Source organism: Pectinatus sottacetonis, assembly GCF_015732155.1.
Taxonomy (GTDB): Bacteria; Bacillota; Negativicutes; order Selenomonadales; family Selenomonadaceae; genus Pectinatus; species Pectinatus sottacetonis.
Genome location: NZ_WIQK01000001.1, coordinates 2,374,844 through 2,398,023 on the forward strand (window position 1 = coordinate 2,374,844; position 23,180 = coordinate 2,398,023).

At 33.5% G+C, this 23,180-nt stretch carries 19 protein-coding genes, 1 tRNA gene and 1 pseudogene; 15 read left to right on the top strand and 6 right to left on the bottom strand.

The window, feature by feature from the left end; translation table 11 throughout:
* Positions 1–8: 8 nt before the first annotated feature.
* The 9 genes and pseudogenes from prfB (at position 9) to tnpC (ending at position 9,931) form a co-directional block, all read left to right on the top strand.
* Positions 9–1,116, top strand: a protein-coding gene (gene prfB / locus I6760_RS11140) for a peptide chain release factor 2 (protein ID WP_196594484.1) whose coding sequence is annotated in 2 segments (ribosomal slippage) — positions 9–77 and positions 79–1,116 — 1,107 coding nt in all. Because the reading frame shifts where the segments join, the coding sequence is not laid out codon by codon here.
* Positions 1,117–1,282: 166 nt separating this feature from the next.
* Positions 1,283–1,969, top strand: a complete 687-nt coding sequence (locus I6760_RS11145; RefSeq protein ID WP_196594485.1) for a hypothetical protein — start codon at positions 1,283–1,285, stop codon at positions 1,967–1,969.
* A 17-nt stretch (positions 1,970–1,986) separates the two neighbouring features.
* A complete protein-coding gene (locus I6760_RS11150) occupies positions 1,987–4,047 on the top strand; it encodes a DUF5693 family protein (RefSeq protein WP_196594486.1) in 2,061 nt (686 codons plus the stop codon).
* Positions 4,040–5,143 (top strand): polysaccharide pyruvyl transferase CsaB, encoded by a 1,104-nt coding sequence (gene csaB / locus I6760_RS11155; protein WP_196594872.1) that lies wholly within the window; start codon positions 4,040–4,042, stop codon positions 5,141–5,143. The genes I6760_RS11150 and csaB overlap by 8 nt, the downstream gene beginning before the upstream one ends.
* Before the next feature lie 70 nt (positions 5,144–5,213).
* A tRNA-Lys gene (locus I6760_RS11160) sits at positions 5,214–5,289 on the top strand.
* A 478-nt stretch (positions 5,290–5,767) separates the two neighbouring features.
* The gene (tnpA, locus tag I6760_RS11165) at positions 5,768–6,091 is read left to right on the top strand and encodes an IS66 family insertion sequence element accessory protein TnpA (RefSeq protein ID WP_407947300.1); all 324 of its coding nucleotides are present in this window, start codon (positions 5,768–5,770) and stop codon (positions 6,089–6,091) included.
* Positions 6,081–6,317 (top strand): IS66 family insertion sequence element accessory protein TnpB, encoded by a 237-nt coding sequence (gene tnpB / locus I6760_RS11170; protein WP_196594488.1) that lies wholly within the window; start codon positions 6,081–6,083, stop codon positions 6,315–6,317. The genes tnpA and tnpB overlap by 11 nt, the downstream gene beginning before the upstream one ends.
* Positions 6,318–6,893: 576 nt before the next feature.
* Complete coding sequence (gene ltrA, locus I6760_RS11175) at positions 6,894–8,276, top strand: group II intron reverse transcriptase/maturase (protein ID WP_231036083.1); 1,383 nt, start codon at positions 6,894–6,896, stop codon at positions 8,274–8,276.
* A gap of 63 nt (positions 8,277–8,339) precedes the next feature.
* A pseudogene (gene tnpC / locus I6760_RS11180) lies at positions 8,340–9,931 on the top strand (IS66 family transposase).
* Positions 9,932–10,329: 398 nt separating this feature from the next.
* Here tnpC and I6760_RS12880 read toward each other — a convergent pair.
* Positions 10,330–10,452 carry a hypothetical protein gene (locus I6760_RS12880; protein WP_269140280.1) on the bottom strand — a complete coding sequence of 41 codons (123 nt, stop codon included), beginning with the start codon at positions 10,450–10,452 and terminating at the stop codon, positions 10,330–10,332.
* 282 nt (positions 10,453–10,734) lie between these two features.
* Between I6760_RS12880 and I6760_RS11185 the strand changes: the two genes are divergently transcribed.
* The 3 genes from I6760_RS11185 (at position 10,735) to I6760_RS11195 (ending at position 13,086) form a co-directional block, all read left to right on the top strand.
* On the top strand, positions 10,735–11,844 hold the full coding sequence (locus I6760_RS11185) for an IS110 family RNA-guided transposase (RefSeq protein ID WP_196594489.1): 1,110 nt from the start codon (positions 10,735–10,737) through the stop codon (positions 11,842–11,844).
* A gap of 84 nt (positions 11,845–11,928) precedes the next feature.
* Positions 11,929–12,201 carry a transposase gene (locus tag I6760_RS11190; protein ID WP_196594490.1) on the top strand — a complete coding sequence of 91 codons (273 nt, stop codon included), beginning with the start codon at positions 11,929–11,931 and terminating at the stop codon, positions 12,199–12,201.
* A complete protein-coding gene (locus I6760_RS11195) occupies positions 12,202–13,086 on the top strand; it encodes an IS3 family transposase (protein ID WP_196594491.1) in 885 nt (294 codons plus the stop codon).
* Here the strand turns inward: I6760_RS11195 and I6760_RS11200 are convergent.
* The gene (locus I6760_RS11200) at positions 13,040–13,516 is read right to left on the bottom strand and encodes a hypothetical protein (protein WP_196594492.1); all 477 of its coding nucleotides are present in this window, start codon (positions 13,514–13,516) and stop codon (positions 13,040–13,042) included. The two genes, I6760_RS11195 and I6760_RS11200, sit on opposite strands and share 47 nt — an antisense overlap.
* 172 nt (positions 13,517–13,688) lie before the next feature.
* Between I6760_RS11200 and I6760_RS11205 the strand changes: the two genes are divergently transcribed.
* A complete protein-coding gene (locus tag I6760_RS11205; RefSeq protein WP_196594493.1) occupies positions 13,689–15,752 on the top strand; it encodes a hypothetical protein in 2,064 nt (687 codons plus the stop codon).
* 318 nt (positions 15,753–16,070) lie between these two features.
* Here the strand turns inward: I6760_RS11205 and I6760_RS11210 are convergent, their stop codons facing one another.
* Complete coding sequence (locus tag I6760_RS11210; protein WP_196594494.1) at positions 16,071–16,868, bottom strand: LysR family transcriptional regulator; 798 nt, start codon at positions 16,866–16,868, stop codon at positions 16,071–16,073.
* Positions 16,869–17,259: 391 nt separating this feature from the next.
* Between I6760_RS11210 and cuyB the strand changes: the two genes are divergently transcribed.
* A complete protein-coding gene (cuyB, locus tag I6760_RS11215; protein ID WP_196594495.1) occupies positions 17,260–17,871 on the top strand; it encodes a cysteate racemase in 612 nt (203 codons plus the stop codon).
* Positions 17,872–17,968: 97 nt separating this feature from the next.
* Here the strand turns inward: cuyB and I6760_RS11220 are convergent, their stop codons facing one another.
* The 3 genes from I6760_RS11220 to I6760_RS11230 all read right to left on the bottom strand — a co-directional run bounded on the left by I6760_RS11220 (position 17,969) and on the right by I6760_RS11230 (position 21,624).
* Positions 17,969–18,154: an SMODS domain-containing nucleotidyltransferase gene (locus I6760_RS11220; RefSeq protein WP_196594496.1), complete on the bottom strand. Its 186-nt coding sequence runs from the start codon at positions 18,152–18,154 to the stop codon at positions 17,969–17,971.
* A 212-nt stretch (positions 18,155–18,366) separates the two neighbouring features.
* Positions 18,367–20,463, bottom strand: coding sequence for an ATP-dependent DNA helicase (locus I6760_RS11225; RefSeq protein WP_196594497.1), 2,097 nt, complete (start codon positions 20,461–20,463; stop codon positions 18,367–18,369).
* Positions 20,464–20,512: 49 nt separating this feature from the next.
* A protein-coding gene (locus tag I6760_RS11230) for an IS3 family transposase (RefSeq protein WP_196594498.1) occupies positions 20,513–21,624 on the bottom strand; the annotation gives its coding sequence in 2 pieces (ribosomal slippage) (positions 20,513–21,372 and positions 21,372–21,624; 1,113 coding nt in all).
* Between the two features lie 294 nt (positions 21,625–21,918).
* Here I6760_RS11230 and I6760_RS11235 point away from each other — a divergent pair.
* Positions 21,919–23,028, top strand: coding sequence for an ISAs1 family transposase (locus I6760_RS11235; protein WP_196594499.1), 1,110 nt, complete (start codon positions 21,919–21,921; stop codon positions 23,026–23,028).
* The last annotated feature ends 152 nt before the right edge of the window (positions 23,029–23,180 follow it).

The following is a 23,180-nucleotide window of genomic DNA, read 5'->3' on the forward strand; positions in this document are numbered from 1 at the left end:
TGGAAGCAGTGCTGGAAGATTTGCGTGTATTGATAACAGATACTAAAAAAAAGATAGAAGAAATGGGGGCTTCACTTTGACGTAGCTCACAAGAAAGAAAAAATAGCTGAACTTGAATATAAAATGGGTGAACCGGCTTTTTGGGATGATACGGAAAATGCACAAAAAGTATCTACAGAGTTGAATACATTAAAGGATAATGTTGAAAGATATCAAAAACTTATTGATAAGTATGATGACATGCAGATACTTTGGGAAATGGGTATGGAAGATAATGATGAAAGTGTTTGTGATGAAGTAGAAAAAGAAATAAAAGTGATAACAGCGGCACTGGATCAATTGGAATTGGAAATATTGTTATCAGGCCGATATGATAGCAATAATGCAATTTTGACGCTTCATGCTGGTGCCGGCGGAACGGAAGCACAAGATTGGACGCAGATGCTTTTACGTATGTATGGGCGATGGGCGGAGAAAAATGGGTTTACTGTTGAAACCGTTGATTTGCTGCCAGGAGACGAAGCTGGAGTAAAATCAGTTACTTTGATGATAAAGGGTCGGAATGCTTATGGTTATTTGAAATCAGAAAAAGGTGTTCACCGTCTGGTAAGAATATCGCCTTTTGATGCCAATGCACGTCGTCATACTTCTTTTTCAGCTTGTGATGTGATGCCTGAAATTGATGATAATGTGGATTTGGACATTAATATGGCAGATGTAAGAGTTGATACCTACAGAGCCAGTGGCGCTGGTGGTCAGCATATAAATAAAACCGATTCCGCGGTCAGAATGACGCATATACCTACAGGCGTTGTAGCACAATGCCAAAATCAGCGTTCCCAATTGCAAAATAAGGAACAGTGTTTAAAATTATTGAGAGCACGTTTGTTTGAATTAGAATTACAGAAAAAAGAAGAAGAACTGGCTAAGCTGGAAGGCGAACAGCAGAAAATAGAGTGGGGCAGTCAGATTCGGTCGTATGTTTTCCATCCGTATAATCTTGTAAAAGATCATCGGACTAATACTGAAACAAGCGATATACAGGCAGTAATGGATGGTAATATTAACCTGTTCATAGAAAGTTATTTGCGGGCTAAAGCTAATAAAAAGCTATAAGTGTGATATTTTGATATAGCATGCGAGTAAATGCAATTTAAGACCTGTAGAATTTGCCATACAGGGGAATCTACGGTGTAATATCTATTAGATTGAGATTATGCCTTAGTAGTTAGAAACTCAGAAATTTACTATATTATATAGTCTGATAGTGTAGGTGATGAATTTGCGTAAGGGGTTAATAATTGTTTCATTGCTAATAATAGTTATGACAATAGTAACAAATTTGTTTTTACCTAATTTTATTTCTTTTACTTTGCATAGTTATTTAAAAAATACTATGCAGGCCCATAATATTAATGGAGAAATTGAGGTACATCCGTCTTTTATGATTGCCGCAGGAGATATTGATAAAATTGTTTATACAGCAGACACGGCAGTTATAGGTAATACAGAAGTTCATAATTTATCATTGGTTGGTGAAAACATACAGCTTGATATGCCATCATTAGTAAAAAAGCAATTTAAAATTAATAGTGCAAAAAATATAAAGATTTCTTGCACTATTGATAATAAATCATTAGAAAAATTACTAGCTAGGCGAATAAGCAAAGTACAGGATGTCCATGTAAATATAATGCCTAAATTTGTGATGGTTAAAGCAGCAATACCATTATTGGGCAATAAAATTTCAGCAGAAATGAGAGGTCATCTTTATACCAAGGGTGGCAACATATATTTTAAAATAGCTGAACTGGATGTTGAAAATGACTTTTTGGGGAAAATCAGTTTAAATAAAATGGAAAATGTTCTACTTGTTGACAGAAATAAATTACCGTTTGATGCAAAAATTGATTCGGTAGTACAGAAAGAAAATGAAATAGCTATAGTAGCGAATGCTCACAAAGAATAAGCAAGGTGGGAAAAATTTTGAAGGTTTTCAATTATAACCGCTGGTTCATGATACTAATTGTAATAGGACTTATGGCTGGATTGTTTATTAGTTTTCAGCGTTATCATGTAGAACAAAGTAACAAAACAATTGAACTGGCTCTTGACTATGAGGATTTACTAAAATTAGCCGAAGATGAAGGTTTACCACCATCTGAAGTACTTGCTGAGGCAAGAAATGCAGGAATAACATCTTTAGCTGTTTATGAAACTACGTTTAAAAAATTAAATGCTAATGGCAAAGTTTCGGCAACAGCCGGTAGTGAAATATTGCAGCAATATCATAATGGCGCTCTTTCTGATCCAGCATGGAGAGAAATGGTCAAAGAAGGGAAAATTATTGGCACAGATGTATATGTGACTGGTAATGATAAACAATCATTTAAAGAAGTTGAACAGGATTTGTATCTGCGGCTTGGTGATCAACGGATTAATCCTTTGATGGTTGGTGAAGAAAAAGTATTGGCTGTCAAAGCTAATTATGAAGATTTTTTAAAGATGAATTTAGGAATGCCTACTGATGAAATGAAAGCTGTAAATGCTGCTGGATTTTATGTAATAGCCCGCCCAAGTAATTATAAAAATGTCAATAAAGAAAAAATAGATGAGGTATTTAACCGGTTAAATGGAATAAAAGTTTCTGATATTATCTTTTCTGGACCACAAACACTTGGTGCACCTAAGCTGATCGATTATACTGTTGAGAAAATGAAAAAATACAATATAACACTTGGGATGATCGAAAATATAACGCAATTGCAGTTTTATCCACAAAAAGGTCTTATTGATATTGCAAAAGGACTGAATTATAAAGCCGCACGGTTATATGCTATTCCTAAAGGTGAACAACCAAAACTCAAGATGGCTGATGCAGTAGAGCGTTGGAGTAACACTGATGAAGAAAGAAATATTCGCATTGATTTATTAAGGCCTTATGATAAGTCAGCTCCAGGAATGTCATTAATGGAAACTAATATGAGATATTTTTCTGATGTGAGAAATAAATTGGAGGCAAAGGGCTTCAAGATTGGACCGGCAAGCAGCTTCACAGATTATACTGCTAGCTATTTACTGCGTATAATAATGATGTTGGGCGTGTGTGCAGCAGGAGTATTATATTTATCCTTGATTATTCCTGAATTTAAAATGAAATATCAATATTTATTATTTGCCGTAACAGCTATTATCTGCGTAATTCCTTTAGCAATAGGTCATGGTAATAAAATACGTTTATTGGGAGCATTGGTTTCAGCTAATATTTTTCCGGCATTGGCAATGATATGGATTCTAGAAAAATTAAAGACAAAAAACCGTAGTAGAGATATTAATTTTGGTAAAGTTATTCTTTTTTGCGCAGGAGGAATAATTATTGCCAGTATTATTTCGTTGACAGGGGCAGTATATATTTCAGGACTATTATCAGATGTCCGTTATTTTTTAGAAATAGATATTTTCCGCGGGATAAAATTAACCTTTGTTTTACCTTTAATTCTTGTGGGCATTGCACTTTGCTTGAGATATAATATTTTTGATGATGAAAATCCATTATTGCCAATGGGACTTTGTGAACAGATAAGACATCTTTTAAATATGAAGATATTGGTAAAAACATTAATGGTATTTTTGTTTTTGCTGGCAGCTTTAGTTGTGTTTATTGAACGCTCTGGGCATACAGCAGGTTTTCCTGTTCCAGGATTTGAATTAAAAATAAGAGCATTTTTAGAAAAGGCCTTTTTTGCCAGACCACGTTCTAAGGAACTTTTCATTGGACATCCGGCTTTCTTTATGATGATTATGGCGTGGTTTAGAAAGTGGCCGGTATTTATTTTTGGTATATTAGTATTTGGAGCAACTATTGGACAAGGTTCAATGGTTGAGACATTTGCCCATATGAGAACGCCTGTGTATATGTCTGTTATGCGTGGATTTGATGGAATAATATGGGGATCTATATTAGGTTTCGTTATATTATTATTTTTGGAATTATGGAGATATATATCTTCCTCGACAGAGAGGAGGAAAAATGCCGGGAATGAGTAGTATTGTAATTTCTGGGTATTATGGTTCTAAAAATGCTGGTGATGAAGCGATGCTTGCTGCTATGCTAGAAGTTTTTACAGAACTCGATCCTAAAATAAAAATAACTGTTATATCGGCTAATCCTACTGATACAGCAAGAAAACACGGTGTAGAGACAATAAACTGGCTAGATGTTTTTTCTATAATACGGGCTTTGCGAAGAGCTGATTTGTTAATAAGCGGTGGTGGCAGTTTGCTGCAAAATGTTACTAGCGGGCGTAGTCTATATTATTATATGGGTATTTTATTTTTAGCGATCATGGTAAGAACTCCTGTTATGCTTTATGCTCAAGGAATAGGTCCGGTTTTTGGCTGGCTGCCTAAAAAACTTATGTGTTGGTTTGGCAATCATACAAAATTGATAACTATTCGTGATGAGGGTTCCCTGGGTGAGCTACAAAAAATGCATATATCCAAACCTGTGATTAAAGTAACAGCAGATCCGGTATTAGCTATACATCCTGTTTCGCGAGAAATGGGAAAAAAAATTTTTTTAGATAATAAACTTTCCCTAGCAAAACCTATTGTTGGGATATGCGTACGTGAATGGCGGGATTTAAAACATTATAAAAGAGTTTTAGCTGAGGTTGCTGATAAAATTAGCAGTGATTTTGGTGTTCAGATAGTTTTTGTACCTATGCAATTTCCAGAAGATGTAAAAGCAGCCAAGAAAATTACAGAATATATGAAAACTAAGGCAGTTCTATTAAATAGTGAATATACAACTGCTGAGCTTTTATCAATTACTGGAAATTTGGATATACTTATATCTATTCGTTTACATGCATTAATTTTTGCAGGGGTTATGGGAATACCTATGCTGGGGATATCTTATGATCCTAAAGTTGATAGATTTTTGCATTCTATAGGAGAGAATGCAGTAGCAGGATTAGATGATATTACTACTGATACTGTCCTGAAAGAATTTACAGTTAAATGGAAAGATAGATCTAAATTTAGGGACATAAATCAACAGCGATTGGTAGAATTGCGCCGCGCTGCATCAAGTAATGCAGAATTAGCATTGGATTTGATAAATAGATTTAGTAAAAAATAGAAATATTTATTGATAAAGTACTTGTATTTTTAAGAATTCTCATGTATAATGTATCAGGTACCTAAGGAATGACTCACTAGCTCAATTGGCAGAGCATCTGACTCTTAATCAGCAGGTTCGGGGTTCGATTCCCCGGTGGGTCACCATGTAAATTAATATGCGAACTCATATAAAGGCTGTCAATATCGGATTTGTCGATATCCTTGCCAGTGTCAATGAGGTTGTATATTATATATAGAGAATCATCATATACATATACCTTATGAATAAAGCCGTCAATGATTTTATCATAGAAATCTTCATCGGCACGATGTTTGTAAAAATGATTTAGCATGTATATGATGTGTTTTTCGGATAATTCCGGCAGGCTGTTTTGGGCTTGCCGGTTTTTTATTTCCATATCGACGTTTAGCCTGTCTTGCTCTAATTGTGTAAGACGTTCCTTAGTCGTTTCGGTAATAATGCCGGCTTCAATAGCGTAACCGCAAAATAAAACAGTGGCTATAAAACATACCTCAAACATGAGATAATTTCTTTAGAGTTTTCAGAGCAGGTCGAAAAACTCGAAAAAGTCTAAAGGGGGATTTTCTCATAAGTACTAAAGAATTAACCAGACAATATCGTTTGCAGCAATGGCGGAAGTATTTGAAAGAGCGAGCCGACAGCAATCTTACAGTAAAATCTTTTTGCGAAAAGTATGGTTTGAATGTAAAAAGTTATTATTATTGGCAGAAATTAATCCGTAATGAAGCAGCTAAGTCTTTAACAGGTGCTATTGTTCCTGTTAATATTACGGATGCCGGCTCGTTAAAATCAGCAGCTGTTCCAGCAAAAATCATCATTCGTTATGGTAATTTTTGCTTGGAAACACAGGATAATATAAATTCTCAATATCTAGAAGAAACGCTGGCGTTATTTATAAAAATGGAACAGAAGTATGCTCGGTGACATATCTTCAGTAGAACATATTTATATAGCCTGTGGTCATACGGATATGAGAAAGTCAATAGATGGTCTTTGCTGTTTAGTACAGCAAAAATTCAAGATGGATCCGTTTGACAAGAGTTTGTTTTTATTCAGCGGCAGGAAACACGACCGGCTTAAAGCATTATTATTTGAAGGTGACGGTTTTGTCCTTTTATATAAACGGCTGGAAAATGGCAAATTCCAGTGACCGGATACACCTGAAGAAGTACTGGATTTAAGCCGGCAGCAATTACGCTGGCTGCTGGAAGGTTTATGCATAAACCAGCCTAAAGCTGTAAAGAAAATAACCGCTAAAAATTGTATATGACCGGTAAATTCATAAATTGCTATGAATTTACCGGTCTTTCTGCTAGTGTGCCCGGCATGGGCGCAGTCTAACGGGTGAAAGTCCCGAGTGCAGGTTAATAGTGCCAAGCACATAGCTTAAGGCAAGGGTGTCCATCGCGAGGTGGAATCTAAAGGAAGCCAGCGGCAAATCTCTGGTCTGACGAACAGAAATCACATATAAGGCAGGAGTAACCGGGTAAGGTTGCTAGACAAACCAAAGCCCAAAACTATTCGAGGCCAATCCTGTAAATGTGGCAGATGGATGGAGAGAAAGACTGCGTTCTTACCCGGGGAGGTCTCGCGGACATGCAGAAATAAAATTGAAACATGGTTGAAATAAGATTTATCGTGAGAAGTCAGCTGAGGTCATAGTACTGGAAGAAATCCAGGAAGGACTGAACAATAATAGCGTTCTTGGGCAGAGGGAGGAGAAGTCATGCAAAGAAAGCAGAAAACCAATAAAATGGACTGCCCTTGTAAGGGTATGTTGGAAACAGATAGTAGCAAGGGAGCGCAGAGCATGACATCGCTGGGAACTGCAACAAAGAACCGTGTGAACCTGTTAGAAATAATCCTAAGTCCGGCAAATCTCAATGAAGCCTATCTCAGGGTAAAGCGAAAGAAAGGCGCAGCCGGAGTAGATGGCATGAAAGTTGACGAAATGTACGGATGGTTAAAAGAACATAAGGAAGAATTCCTTGAATCGCTAAAGAACGGGAAATATAAACCACAGCCGGTACGGCGGGTAGAAATACCTAAGCTAGACGGAGGGAAAAGAAAGCTTGGCATACCAACAGTACTGGACAGAGTAATACAACAAGCAATAATGCAGGTACTACAGCCAATTTTCGAACAGACATTCTCAGACAACAGTTATGGATTCAGACCGGGAAAGAGTGCGCACCTGGCCATAAAACAGGCGGAAGCCTATTATAAAGAAGGATACACTAAAATAGTGGACCTTGACCTTGCACAGTACTTTGACACGGTAAATCATGACATGCTCATAAACATGCTCCGAGAAGAAATACAGGATGAGCGCGCAATAGCACTCATCCGAAAATATTTAAAGAGCGGAGTAATGGAAGGCGGAATAATAAGCCCGACAATGGCAGGAACGCCGCAGGGAGGAAACCTGTCACCATTACTGTCTAACATCTATCTTACAAAATTTGACAAACTGCTAGAAAGCAGGGGACATAAATTTGTAAGATACGCCGATGACTGTAACATCTATGTAAAAACGCCAAGAGCGGCAAAACGTGTAATGGAGAGCTGTATAAACTATCTTGAAGGAAAACTGAAACTAAAAGTCAACCGGAAGAAAAGTAAAATAGGCAGCCCATTGCGGGAAAAGTTTTTAGGATTTTCTCTGCACAAAGTAGTAGGGAAAATAGGAATCAGGCCACACCAAAATGTAATCTGGAAATTCAAGCAAAAGGTGAAAGAAATAACCGGCCGCAGTCGCGGCCGGTCAATAGAAAGCATCTTGCTTGAATTAAAAAATTATACAATAGGCTGGCTTAATTACTTTTCCATAAGCGATATGCGCAGCAGAATACAAGATTTAAACCAGTGGATTAGGCGTAGATTGAGAATGTATCTGTGGAAACAGTGGAAGAAAATTTCCGCGAGATTTAAAAATCTGAATCGATTAGGATTGTACAAAGGCAAGGCGTGGGAGTATGCCAATACAAGACTGGGGTACTGGCGCATCGCAAACAGTCCAATATTAGGCAAAACACTAACAGATAAATATCTTGAGTCGCTTGGTTATATGAATATAGCCAAGAAATATGAGATGTTTCATTCACGTTAAATTATTGAACCGCCGTATACTGAACAGTAAGTACGGTGGTGTGAGAGGTCGGTCATTCAATTAATGAGTGACCTCCTACTCGATTACTGTAAACATCTTTTTATTAAAGGACGGTTATTTATGACACAGCTGGAAGCTTCAATGAAAAAACGCATAACAACATTAGAAGAAGAAAACCTGCGACTTAAAGAACAGGTTGCTTATCTATGCAAACATGTATTTGGCCGTAAAACAGAAAAAACAGCTGTTATTTGTGAAGAGCAATTAAGCCTGTTTGACGAAGCAGAACAGCAAACAAAGAAAACTGCCCCCGAACCAGAAATACAGATAATAAAAGAACATAAACGCAAAAAATATTCCGGGCAGAAAAAAGAACTGCTGGAAAACCTGCCACATGAAAAGAAAATTATAACACTACCTGAAGATAAACGGATTTGTAACCGCTGCCAAAGTAACCTTGTCTCCATGGGTGAAGAATTTATCCGCAGCGAATTAGAATATATCCCAGCTAAAGTAAAAGTAATAGACCTTTACCGGGAGACATTTGAATGCCGCACTTGCCGAAAAAATGAACACTTCAGTATAGAAAAACCACAAATACCAGCATCCGTAATACCACATAGTATAGCCACACCGTCAGCAATAGCTCATACCATGCAGCAAAAATATGAATATGCAGTACCACTTTACCGTCAGGAAAAACAATGGCAGCAATTAGGCATAAAACTAAACAGAGCAACGCTTGCCAATTGATAGTTTTAGCAGCACAAGAGTGGCTGCTGCCCATAATAAAAAAAATGCATGAATATCTTTTACAAGAAAAAGTTATTCATGCAGACGAAACACCAGTACAGGTAATGGGCGAAAAAAACCGTAAAAACACAGCAAAATCCTATATGTGGCTGTATAGCAGCGGTAAATATGACCCAATACATAACATCCGGATATTCGAATACCAGCCAGGAAGAAAAGGCGATTATGCCCAAAACTTTCTCCAAGGATATAACGGGTATTTGCACACCGATGCCTATATTGGCTATGAAAAAGTAGAAAACATAAAACATTGTCTGTGCTGGGCCCATGCCAGAAGATACTTCGTTGAAGCAATACCTTCTGACACTGATGAACTTTCCGGGACAATAGCACAAGAAAGCATAAAACAAATAAATAAACTGTTTGCCATAGAAAAACTATTAATAAAAGAACCCATACAAAACAGGCAAAAAGAACGTCTCCAGCAAGAAAAACCGCTACTGGAGGCCTATTGGTCATACCTTAAAATAAATAAAAATAAAATATTGCCAAAATCCAAACTAGGCAAAGCAATAAACTATACCCTAAACAACCAGCAAAAATTGCAGACCTACTTAGAAAATGGTCATTGTGACATATCCAATAACCTAGCAGAAAACAGCATCCGTCCATTTACCATAGGCCGGAAAAACTGGCTGTTTTCCGGTTCGCCCAAAGGAGCCAAAGCAAGCGCCGCAGTATACAGCATAATAGAAACCTGCAAAGCAAATAAAATAGATGCTTATAAATATCTTGAATACATATTTAAAAAGCTGCCTAACCAGCCAATTATTCATAATCCTGCGCTGATAGAAAATTATCTGCCATGGAGTGACGAAATAAAAAATAACTGTAGTCAATAATTATAAAGTTATAAAAATGCCGCTAGTCCTTGTATGTAGAATACAGGATTAGCGGCATTTTTTCTATACACTATTTGATTGATCGCTTACGTAAAACAAAAATTTCAAACTTCGCCTAAAGCTGCCAAAAAAGCTTTTAAATTTGGTGAAGCAGACAACGATTAAGCATTTAACGAATATAATTATCGCATTTCGCTACAATAATTGTAGCAGTGTTCATCAGTTTTGATATTAACCTTTAATTTGTAAATCAAAAAATCCGTCAGGTCAATCTGACGGATTTTTTTGATCTAGTGCTGCAGTATTAATTACAGCTGAAAATATTTAGGGGAAAAAAGATGATCTATCTTATTTTTTTATTTTTGTAACACTTTCTATTAATAGGTTATACTGATTTTCTAATGCATGATATTTTTTTTGAGTTGCTCAATAGTATCTTGGTAACTTTTGTTGATTTCCTGTAATCCTTTAATTCTGGCAAGCAATTGATCATGTTCAGCCCGTTCTCTTTTGTTTAGCATTTTATACTTGTATGATAATTACAGAAGCAAAATTACATACTTTCCTTTCTTTTAATTATACGTGTATGTGACTATAATACATTCAGATGGTGTGGACTTTTAATTTTTTTCTTGTAGTTCAACTACTTTAAGGAGTGTATTGCCGTTTCATTATCTGAATTGTTTATAGTTGGATGTACCATAAGCTAAAATCAGCTTTGGAGTACTAATTTCAATCAAGTCTACGATGATAATCGTTAACGGATATCACATCATCATAAAATAAGGAAAGGGGAGTTTCCCATGATCTATGTCGGCATTGATATTGCCAAGCTCAATCACTTTGCTTCCATTTTATCTTCTGATGGTAAAGTCCTAATTGAACCATTTAAATTCACAAATGACAATGATGGCTTCTGTAGGCTGCTCGATGTCCTGGAACATTTTGACAAAGACTGCCTCATCATTGGTCTTGAATCTACGGCTCATTATGGCAACAATCTTGTCGAATTCCTTGTTTTCAGGCATTTTCATGTGAGTATTCTTAATCCTCTTCAGACTTCTTCTATGCGAAAGAACAGAATTCGCAAAACCAAGACTGACAAGGTTGATACTTTCATTATTGCCCAAACTCTTATGACTCAGCCTTACAGACTTTTCACTCAGTACGATATTAATTTACTGTATCTGAAAAATTTAGGGCGTTTCCGTCAAAAACTGATGAAGCAGCGTACACGTAATAAAATTATGCTTACTTCTTATTTGGATCAGGCTTTTCCTGAACTTCAGTATTTTTTTAACGGAATACATCATAAGGCTGTATACGCCACACTAAAGGCGGCTCCCTCACCGGATAAAATAGCTTCCATGCATATGACTCATCTGGCTCATCTTCTTAAAAATGCTTCCAATGGTCATTTTAAAAAAGATAAAGCTCAAGAATTAAGAGTTCTAGCACAGAAGTCTATCGGTTCCAGCGATAGTTCTATATCTATTCAGATAACCCAGACCATTGAGCAGATCGAGTTGCTAAATAGCCAAATTGAGGATGTGGTATCCAATATAAAAAACATTCTGCTTTCCTTGGATACTGTCATCATGACCATTCCCGGCATTAGCTATCTTGAAGCCGGAATTATTCTAGGTGAAATAGGTAATATTCAGCGTTTTTCAACACCACATAAACTACTTGCTTTTGCTGGACTTGATCCTTCCGTTCATCAATCTGGAAATTTCAATGCCAATCACACTAGAATGTCTAAAAGAGGCTCAAGATACCTCAGATTCGCCTTAATATATGCGGCTTACAATGTGGTAAGAAACACTGATATATTTAAGCAGCTTTACAATAAAAAACGTGATGCTGGATTAAATCACTATGGTGCATTAGGTCACTGCGCTGGCAAACTATAATGGTCTCATAAATTAAGACATTTTCTGAACACGTTTATAATGAACCTGATATACTGTAGATAACACTCGAAAGAAGGTTCATTTATGTCTCGGAAAAGAAGAAATTTCACAGCAAAATTCAAATCGGATCTTGTTCTTGAACTGCTCAAGGGTGAGAAAGATCTCAACTCGGTAGCTACCGAAAATAGCATACAGCCAAATCTTTTGCGAAACTGGAAAAAGGAATTTCTTGATAAAGCCTCTGTTGTATTCGATGATTCCCGTGAGGAGAATATCAGAGAAAAGCTTGATGAGGAACGCAAAGAGAAAGAAGAATATGCGAAAAAGGTTGGCCAGCTCACCATGCAGGTGGACTGATTGAAAAAAAATCTACAGAACTCCTTGGACCTGACTACGAAAGTAAATTTAGTCCGAAACCTTTTGACGACTAAGGAACTTCCAGCTCAAAAAGGCGCTGAATTACTTGAAGTAAATCGTACTAGCATTTATTACAAAGGAACGCCAGTTTCAGAAGAAGAGCTTGCATGTAAGGCCATTATAGACAGTATTCATACGGATAATCCCGCTTGGGGCGCACGTCAAATATCATTTCAACTTAAAAACCTCGGTTATTTAGTAGGGCGCAGGAAAGCACGCCGATATATGACGGAAATGGGAATTGACGCGATATATCCGAAGATGAATCTTTCAAAGCGCATGCAGCAGGCAAAGGTATGTCCTTACTTAATGCGTAATGCCGTAATATCTCGGCCAAATCAAGCCTGGTCAATAGACATCACCTATATTCCCATCAAGCGAGGATTCCTTTATTTGACTGCTGTCATCGATTGGTATAGCCGATGTATTGTTGGCTGGGAAGTAGATGATACATTGGATACAAGAATGGTCATTCATGCACTTGGAAAAGCTTTTAGAGTTGCCAAGCCACTAATTTTAAATTCAGATCAGAGGTGTCAATTCACCAGCAATGAATATATTGAATTTCTCAAGGGGAATAATATCCGTCAAAGCATGGATGGGAAGAGACGATGGGCTGACAATATTATGATTGAACGTTGGTTTCGAAGTTTCAAGTATGAAGAAGCTTATCTGACCCAATATGCCAACCTAAAAGAGGCGCGTCAAGCAATTAAGAAGTATATCTATACCTACAATTTTAAACGGCATCATTCAGCAATTGATTATCAGGTGCCAGCTACGCTGTACTATCCAGCAATGCTGATAGACTATGCCACGGCTTAAGGTTCATTATAAAATCGTTAGATTTCTGTCTTGACAAGTGAGCCATTATAGGGACATAGGCAATATATTTTCCAAATTGCGCCATTTTATTTATGAAGTCTTCTTTAAATTTGTACATATTATTTTCGATATTTAAAATATCATAGTCAACACTAGATGCACAACATATAGGTATTTTGTCATCACCATTAAATCCAAATGTCATATTAAGCAATTTATCATTTGGAATCACTACTTTATTATCTTTCATTATAGATATTTTTGATAATTTTATATCTATGGGTTTTTGACCATCATATTTATCTCCACGATATGTATCTTCTAGTTCCCTAAAATATCCACTAGCTTTGAAATAAATTTTCCCATTTAAAAAATCTTTTCTCCATTCTTCTTGTGCAAAAAATTTTATGATTCCAATTGGATATCTCATTTTGTGAACACCTTCAAATATAATAATTATTTATAATTATTATACGCTTATACTATTAGAAAAAGTATTATGTTTTATAAATTTTCAATGTAAATATGTTTTAATTTAGTGTAATATAATTTTTGTAGATAAATTAATATACTATAGTTCGTTTTGGAAAGGAAATTAATAAATGAAATATTATAATGCTCATATTTGGGAAGTTTTTTTAAATGCTATTGAGAAAATAAGTCAAATTGAATCACTTAATATAACTAATATTGATACGTTAAAAGGGAAATGCGTTTCACTTGCATATTATGATGCTTTAAATGATCATTCAAAGTATCAAACTACACTTTACAAAGAAGAACAAGATGGAGATATTTTCAACTCATATTTTTTTATTATAGCCGCCAAACATTTATTATTAATAGAATTAATAGATAATGATGAGTCAAAAAAGTCTATTCGTATTATATTAGAAAAGCTACATAATTATTTAGGCAATAATTATTATTTTTATAATAAACCTGAAATTATTAAAAAGCTTATTTTATATGGCAACATGTTTAAGATGAACAATATTTATCTTGAACAAGATAAATACATTATAAGAATTGCGGAGTCAGCAAGATATTTAAGGGAAAAAGGAATAGAACTTTCTATAAAAAAAGGATGTATAGATTTTTGTGAACAAAAAGTATTTGAATTATTAGATAAGAAAGTTGCTGGTGTTGGTGGTATAAATAGTTATGTATATTTATTTGAAAAATTTATTCGCCAATTATATATACCAAAAATTGATAGATATTTAATTTCTAGAACCGTTAATAAAGAAAGGAACGAGCCTATTAATTTATTAATGCAATTATCTGGGAGACATTTACAGGATAGTCCTAAGTGTAAATTATTGGATACTTTAATAAATGAAGAAATTGTTTCTATTGCGAGAGCTTTATTGGATATAAAAGATGTATCCGGAGAATCGTCATTTGAATATGCTTGCATGGATATAAGGGATTTTACGTATTATTTAAATAGTGAATTACATTTCGATAAAATTTGTATTCCTATGCAATATTCAAAGAAATTTATATTAAAATCGTTAGACTATTTAATTGAACCGTGGTTTAGTCATGCATATCGTAAATATTGTTATAGAGATTATAAAATAGTTGCTGAATATGTGTTATCATTAAAATTATTTAATGGATTTATCAATGAAAGTGACATGAAAAAGCAAACACATATTGCAAAATATAAAATAAATCAAATTTTAGAAGATATATCAATACCTGTGTACAGTGTAAATAAAAACTATACTTCAGTAGATGCTCCTACTAATTTATTTTCCAAACCTTTAATATATTTTCCAAAACGTGGATATTATATGATTGACCAACATTTTTCAGGAATAGGATTTTATTTTTCAATATATAATTTAATAAAATCTCATTATGCTAGTCTTGATAAAGAACAAGGTGATAATGTTGAAAAAATATTAAAAGACGAAATGACTTCAAAGGGGTATGCATATGGATGTGGTGAATATCCAAGTATGAATAATATTCCTGCGGGGCAATGTGATTTAGTTATTAATGAAAATGAATTATATTTTTTTGAAATAAAAAAGCGCTCTATAATGAATGAATTCAACAATGTAGATGATGTAGCATTGCTTGCTTCATTGGGTATGGGAATGATACGTGCGCAAAAGCAAGCATTTGCACATGAATTGTATTTGAAGGAAAACCAACAGCTTAGTTTGAATAATGGTAATTATATTATAAATTTTGATCATAATAAATTTCCTGCCAGAAAGATAAGTGTTTGTTTTAGTGAATATTCTTATTTGACAAGTAAAACATTCTCAAAAAATTTATTAGAAATATTACTTATTGGAGAATTTAAAACAGCGGATGCAAATAAACAAAGCGAATTATATCGTTTGAATTGCTATGGTAATGAATTAAAAAATATTGTAAATGACATATATGATGGAATAAGACATAGAGCAAATGAAGTAACATTTGGTTCTTTATTTTGTAGTTTACAGCAAATATTAACGGCATTATGGTGTACTAATACTGAAACTGAATTTATGAAAATAATAGATAGATGGACCTATTTTCAGGATAAAACACTTGATCCATATGTAAGTATAGTTGAACACTTATACACAGGCTCAAATTTAAGTAATGATCTATTACAAACATTAAAAAGGAATCACCAGAAAAGTATATTAATAAGATAATTAATTTACAATTATAAAAATCGGGACTTCTTCATAGATTGTGTAAACCTTCAAGCTGATGTAATATAAAATCAGTTTGGAGGTTTTATTATGAGATAGTAAACTAAACAACTTTTTTAAGGGTATGACTTTATCCACTGTTTTATTTGAGCGCTCAATTTTACACTGTTGCATATATTTTAGCTGCTTCTTTTAGAAATACTTTTACAGCAAGCCGTAGATAATGCTGTTTTGGATAATGGAAAAAAACCATTCTGTAAGTAATTTTAGAATCAATTTGAAAGTATTTTAAAGGCCTGATGGATGGAGAATTCCTTATTAATGTGTCACTACCAATGTAGCACTGAGCTCGTTACTACAGATATTATAGGCTGTTGATAGTTGATCTACTTCTAGAATTATTGGTGGTTGAATATTAAAATCCATACATAATTGATCATATCTAATTCGGGTGTCATTTCCTTTCCTAAGAATTATAAAAGGAATATTATGAAAAATTGAAAATGGAACAGATTTGTTAGATTTTTTGTCTGTAGTTTTAGATAAAACCTGTCTGCTTGTCATACTTCTTGATAAATATTGATCTTCAATTTTTTTACAAAGAGGTTGAGATATAACAACATATAAGCTTTCATAAAAAAGTGGAACTGTAAAATATACCGATTCATCTATAGGATAATTATCAAGAATTACATCAAGAGTTCCCTTATGTAATTTTTCATTTAACGAATCAATATTGCCTTCGTACAAGTTTACTTTAATAAGTGGATGTATTTTTGAAAACTGAGTCACTATTTTAGGAAGAATAAAGGATGAAATAATATTACAAGCACCAATAGAAATTTCACCGCTTTTAAGTCCACGTATATCAGTTAAATATGTTTCAAATTCATGTTCGTACTGCATGATTTTTTCAATATAATTAATATATGCACTTCCTACTTTAGTTAATTGTACAGGTGAAGTATTACGATTGAATATAGGAACACCGATTTTAGTTTCAACTTTCTTTACCATAGCACTTAGACAAGGTTGAGAAACGTATAGTCTTTTTGCTGCTTTGGAAAAACTTTGTTCTATATATACTGCGTATATATATTCTTTATTCTTAAACATATTGCCCCCATCTATTATAGTTAATATTATCTTCGTATAATATAAATGAATATTTATGATAAATATAAATGAATAAGTATTTGTAATAACGATAGCAAAGATATACAATTATGTCAACAAAGGAGATGACTATTACAAGAGGATAAATGTAGGCTTACAGTAGATATATTATAAGTTATGTATATTACAAAAATAAAAAGAGAAAAAACATTTTACATTATTTCATAAGATATCCCTTATATATAGAAGGTATTCTAATGAAGCTCTTAACTTTTTTGTTAATTCTTAACATTATATTTGGAAGCCTGGGGGAAATGAATATTACAGATGAATAAGTATATATTTGTAATAATGATAACATTAATATATACTTTTTAACAAAGGAGGAAAAATGGCGGGTAAATCAATAGGTATACTTGGTGGTATGGGACCAGCAGCAACTTGTGATTTAATGCAAAAGATTATTTCTATGACAGATGCAACTAAAGACCAGCAGCATATACATATTTATGTTGATTGTAATACTAACATTCCAGATAGAACAGATGCCATTTTGCACAATGGGAAGAACCCCATTCCCGAAATGGTAAAAAGCGGAATTAAACTTCAGTCTAATGGTGCAGATGTTTTAATAATGCCTTGTAATACAGCACATTTCTTTTATGATGAAATTGTAAAATATTTTGATATTCCGGTTCTTCATATGCCAAGGGAAACTGTTAAAATTCTAAATAAAAGAAAAATTAAAAAAGTTGGCCTATTGGCTACCGATGGCACAATACAAAGTGGCGTATATAAAAATGTTTTAGATGAAGGCAATATACAATGTATATATCCAAATAAAGAAGAACAAAATATAATTATGAATTTGATTTATTCTTATATAAAAAAGGGAATAATAGCTTATAATTTATTACCTATAGAAAAAGTAGTAAATGTTATAGATAATTTAAATATGCGGGGAGCCGAAAATATTATACTGGGTTGTACAGAATTACTATAATGAACCCATAAATTAAGACAAAAAATCAGTTGTTTTTAAGTTAGGTATTGACTAATATTTTAGATGAAGGAGACATTCTTATGAAACGTAATCCGCACTATAATGGCTCACTTGTCTTTATTGCGGTTCCACGTCCATATGAACCAGTATACATACTGTGCTCCATCTCACTTTCGCTATCCCAAAAGGCACGGTTTACAGCTTTTGTTATTCTTTGGTATCTCGTTGAAATGGTTTTTCTGATACTTTGATCAATTGAATGTTTCTGTACACTTGAACTCATAAAAGGTTCTCCCTTCATAGCTAAGTGATTGAGCTACGATGTCTGTAAAATCGTCAACCACTTATTTCACTAAAAACCTGCCTATAGTATAACATATAGGCAGGTTTTTTAACCAATTATTTGGCATGCCTGCATTCATTGATTACCAATTTCTTTAGCCAATTTGATTATAGTATGAATCAATGAAATATCAAACCACAATTCAAATTTAGTTATTTTAATACAAATTTTCTTTTTGAAAATGATTTTACATCATTTAAATTTCTAACTACTTGCTTTATAGGAGATACTTCTAAAACACTTTCTTGATATTTTTTCATTCTGCTATCAAGAATAGATAATATGCCTGTATCTTCATTAGATCGAATTAGTCTGCCTATGCCTTGGCGTAGTTTTCTTAACATTTCTGGTATTGTGACTTCGTTCCGATTATTACTATAAGTTGAAACTTTATAATCGATAATTGGATCAGGAACAGGGAATGGTAATCTTACTATAATAACTGAAGATATATCTGGTCCTTTTATATTAAAACCTTCCCATAAACCAGTAGATAATAATATTCCCTTATCTTTTTTATACATTCTTATGATTTCCTTTTGTGATGTCTCTGAAGATTGTATAAGTATTTTCCATTTAAGATGTAATTCGTTTAAATTCTCATATACGCAATTCATATCTTTCTTTGATGTAAATAGGCATAATGTCCTTCCTGTTGTGATATCGGCAAGTTCTTTTATCCGTTTGGAAATTTCATCTAGATATTTTTCGTGGTCATCAGTTGGAGAAACTATATCATTTGGGATATACATAATTGAATTATCATCATAATTGAAGGGAGATTTTTTTGATTCACCTAAATTACCCTCATAGCCAATTGTGCTTCTTTGATAATCATATGCATGTTCATTTGAAAGATTATTTTGACATAATGTAGCAGAAGTAAGAATTTTGGGTGTTAAATTATCATTGAAAAGCATTTCCTTCAGGTAATTGTCTATGTTTTTAGGTGCTGAGCATATTGCCAATTTATTATCTGTATCTTCATCTTCCTGAAACCAAAGAATATTATCCGATTCAGGTAAAAAAGCATTTATTAGTTCTATAAAATCTTCTAAATCCGCTATTATTTTTCCATCTTTATCAATAGGCAAATCAGATACATCTATTTCTTTATGAACATTACGCAAAAACTTTAGCCAGCCATCAATGCCATTTTTATCTGTATTTTTACCTTTAAAATAATAGAATTTTGTAGCATCTTCATGCTGTTCATCCTCTTTCCTATATTTTGTAATATATTTAACTTCATTAGTAAAAATTTTGTTTATACTATTTTTCATAATGGTAATATTTTTTTCCGTTTTCCCTTGTAAAATACCATGTTGTTTTTTTTGTAATGCTGTTTGAATTTTATCCATTAAAGATAAAAGATTATCCTTATTTTTTGATATAGTTAATTTTAAACGAGTCTTTTCTTCTAGATTATGTGCTTCATCTATTATGTAAAGAATTGCATTTTCATTTAATAAACCTCTGCCTTTTTGCCTTAATAATTTTAAATGAACAATAAACATATCCATATTTATAATTATAATTTTTGCCTTACCACCATTATTGATGTTTTTTCTCATTTTGTTATAGTAGCATTTATCTTTATATATACATTGCCTTTTTTCATTAGCACATGAATCACCACAAATCTGTTGCCATTGGCTAGGGGTAATCTTTTTTTTAAAATCATCTCGTTCAATTGCATTCTTAATATTTAGAATCCAGTCAGGATAATTTTTTATCTTCTTATCTTGCCAAGTTAACTTTTTTTTATTACACTCTTTTCCCTTTATAATTTTCTTTTTTTCCATTAAATCCGCTATCTTTTTTGGACATATATAATTTCTTGCACCTTTTGCCAATGTTGGAATAATTTCAAATGGTTCATGAACATATTCAGATATTATTTTGCAAGTATATCCTACATCTTTCATTAATTGATCTGATAATGCTATTGAGGCTGTTACTAATACAATTGGACGAGATAAACGACGTTGTACTAACAAAGCTGGAATTAAATAAGCAAATGATTTGCCAATCCCTACACCAGCTTCTACCATTATATTTTCTCTTGCATATATACTTTGAGCAATTTCATAAGACATAGATACTTGCCCAATCCTTTTTTCCATGCCTTTTTTATCCTGTAGTTGCATTAGTATTTTTTCAGTTATTTCAGGTATATTATGTAATTTTTCATGCCATTCATTATCAGTTAAATATGATTCATCATACAAGTAATCTGTCATACTCATATAGGCCTCTTTCTATATATTGGATTGTCAACACTTTGTCGGACACTTTTTATAAGGTCGCTTTTCTAAATTCCACCGGAGTCATATAATTTAATGATCCATGAATTCTATTATTGTTAAACCATTTCACATAACTCTTTAATTCGTACCGCAACTGGCTTAAACTGTCAAAAGTGCGTCCATAAACAAATTCCGTTTTAAATATTTTGAATGTCGCCTCGGCAACAGCATTGTCATACGGACACCCCTTCATACTCAAAGATCGTTTGATTTCAAATGTAGTGATTACTTTTTCAAGCAGTTCATTTTTAAATTCACTGCCTCTGTCTGAGTGAAACATTTGGATTTTTCGCAAATCTGTTTTTACTGTTGCAAAGGCATCATATACCAATTGAGCGTTTTTATGCACGCCAGCACTATAACCAATAATTTCACGGTTAAATAAATCTACCAGCACACACACGTAATTCCATTTGTAATTTACTCTAACATATGTCAAATTACTTACAACTACAGCATAAGGCTTCTGACCGTTAAATTCTCGGTTCAATTCATTCTTTACAGGATCTTCATTGCATTTTTGTTTATGCACCTTAAATTGTGCAACTGTATATTTTGATATGAGTCCCAGTTTTTTCATGATCCGTCCAATACGGCGCCGTGATACCTGGAAATTTGATTTGTGTAATTCTTTTTTGATTTTTCTGGTTCCATATACATGGTAATTTTCTTGAAATATTTTTTTGATTTCATTTTCAATTTCAGACTCATCATTTTTCACGGCTGATTCATAGTAATACGTACTTCTAGCTATATTCAAGCATTTACACATCGCTGATACTGAGTATTTGTGAGCATTTTGCCGGATCACAATTACTTTTGTCCGAGTATCAGCGCTGCTTGCTTTAAAATATCATTTTCCATTTTCAATTTTTGATTTTCTTTTCGAAGACGCAATAATTCTGTCGCTTCCGGCGTACGATTATCACATTCTTTTGCCGAACCGGTAGCATTAATTCTGCGAATCCAATTATTAAGCGCTGATGGTGTTAAATCGTATTCCCTGGCAATTTCTGAACGTGGTTTCCCGCTGTTGAATAATTTTACCATCTGTTCTTTAAAATCATTTGTAAATTCTCTTTTTTCGCGTCTGTTTGTCATGTAAATCTTCCTTCCAATTCCTTTTATTCTATTTTTACATGACCTTATAAAACCTGTCCAGTTTATTGTAGCCGATCCATAAAGCTTCAAATGTAGTCATAGCAACATCACCTCCCTCCGAAGAGGAAAAACCGAACCATCAGTTACCCATGGGAATTATTATAATTCAGGGTATTGTTTAATGTCAATTGAATAGCATTATATATCACGTTCGTTTCATAAACCGGAAAATAAATATTAACAAAAAAAGGAAATAAATGATATAATCCAAAGTAAAAAAGTATAGGTGAAAAAATGGATTATATCAAAGAAAAATTTGCAATAGCAATAATAGAAGATAACAGACATTCAAGCTATGTAGAACATAGTTTAACAGATATACTTATTATAATAATGTGTGCCGTATTGTGTGGATTAGATGAACTGGCAGATATAACAACTTATGCACAAAGCAATGCAAAATTTTTAAAAAAGAAATTTAATATAACTAAAATCCCTTCTAAAGCTACTTTCAGCCGTATATTAAATATGATGGACGCAGATAAAGTAGCCAGTGTAATTATTGAAATAATGCATGATGCAGCATACTGTGACTTGGGCGATGTTATTGCTGTAGACGGGAAGGCAATCCGTAGTACCTCTAAAAAAGGTACACCGCATTCAGCACTGCAAATATTAACTGTATATTTAACACAAAGCGGCATCGTTTTAGGGCAAAAATCTATACATGAAAAGACGAACGAGATTCCTGTATTCCAGCAGCTATTGGATAATCTAAACATTAAGGACAAGACAGTAACGGCTGATGCGATGCATTGTCAAAAAGAAACCTGCAAGAAAATTATAGCCAAGCATGGCAATTACGTTTTTGGGCTTAAGGAAAACCAAAAGACATTGCACGATAATATTAAATTTTTCTTTGATGAAGAATTCGATAGCAAAACATTAGATTCTTATACGACAGTTGAAAAAAATGGAGGAAGAATTGATAAACGCATCTGCAAAAAATGTTCAGATATTAAATGGCTGAATGGATATAAAGAATGGGCAGGACTGAGTTCAATATTTGCAGTTAAGCGTATTACAACAACGAACCGTGGAACCAGTGATGAAACTGGTTATTATATAACAAGTAAGGATACAGATGCCAAAGAGCTTTTACATATTTGCCGTGAACATTGGAAAATTGAAAGCATGCATTGGCTGTTAGATGTAACCTTTTCGGAAGATGAGTGCTCTATTATATCTGAAAATGGGCAAAAAACTTTAAACAGCCTTAGAAAATTGGCATTACTGCTACATAAAAGATATTTAGCTAAGCAGCTTAAAAAATGTAGCATTAAAGCTAATCTGTTAAAATGTCTCATGAATAGCCAACTGTTATGTGAGGTAGCTGACTTATAAACTAACATTTCTTATTTAAGAACAATTATCTTGTTTATGAAACGAACGTGATTATATATAGTATAAAAAGTTATTCGCACTTAATAACCTAGAATGTTTTATAATATAAACCTTCAAATAAGGTGCTGCGTACTTACGCGCGAGCGTAGGGA

Bases quoted from the DNA above. Each gene is read 5' to 3' on its own strand.
- cuyB (WP_196594495.1), top strand. From the start codon at position 17,260: ATGGCGGGTAAATCAATAGGTATACTTGGTGGTATGGGACCAGCAGCA.
- I6760_RS11185 (WP_196594489.1), top strand. From the start codon at position 10,735: ATGATCTATGTCGGCATTGATATTGCCAAGCTCAATCACTTTGCTTCC.
- I6760_RS11205 (WP_196594493.1), top strand. From the start codon at position 13,689: ATGAAATATTATAATGCTCATATTTGGGAAGTTTTTTTAAATGCTATT.
- I6760_RS11210 (WP_196594494.1), bottom strand. From the start codon at position 16,868: ATGTTTAAGAATAAAGAATATATATACGCAGTATATATAGAACAAAGT.
- tnpB (WP_196594488.1), top strand. From the start codon at position 6,081: ATGCTCGGTGACATATCTTCAGTAGAACATATTTATATAGCCTGTGGT.
- I6760_RS12880 (WP_269140280.1), bottom strand. From the start codon at position 10,452: ATGCTAAACAAAAGAGAACGGGCTGAACATGATCAATTGCTTGCCAGA.
- I6760_RS11220 (WP_196594496.1), bottom strand. From the start codon at position 18,154: ATGAGTTCAAGTGTACAGAAACATTCAATTGATCAAAGTATCAGAAAA.
- I6760_RS11225 (WP_196594497.1), bottom strand. From the start codon at position 20,463: ATGAGTATGACAGATTACTTGTATGATGAATCATATTTAACTGATAAT.
- csaB (WP_196594872.1), top strand. From the start codon at position 4,040: ATGAGTAGTATTGTAATTTCTGGGTATTATGGTTCTAAAAATGCTGGT.
- I6760_RS11200 (WP_196594492.1), bottom strand. From the start codon at position 13,516: ATGAGATATCCAATTGGAATCATAAAATTTTTTGCACAAGAAGAATGG.
- I6760_RS11190 (WP_196594490.1), top strand. From the start codon at position 11,929: ATGTCTCGGAAAAGAAGAAATTTCACAGCAAAATTCAAATCGGATCTT.
- ltrA (WP_231036083.1), top strand. From the start codon at position 6,894: ATGCAAAGAAAGCAGAAAACCAATAAAATGGACTGCCCTTGTAAGGGT.
- I6760_RS11235 (WP_196594499.1), top strand. From the start codon at position 21,919: ATGGATTATATCAAAGAAAAATTTGCAATAGCAATAATAGAAGATAAC.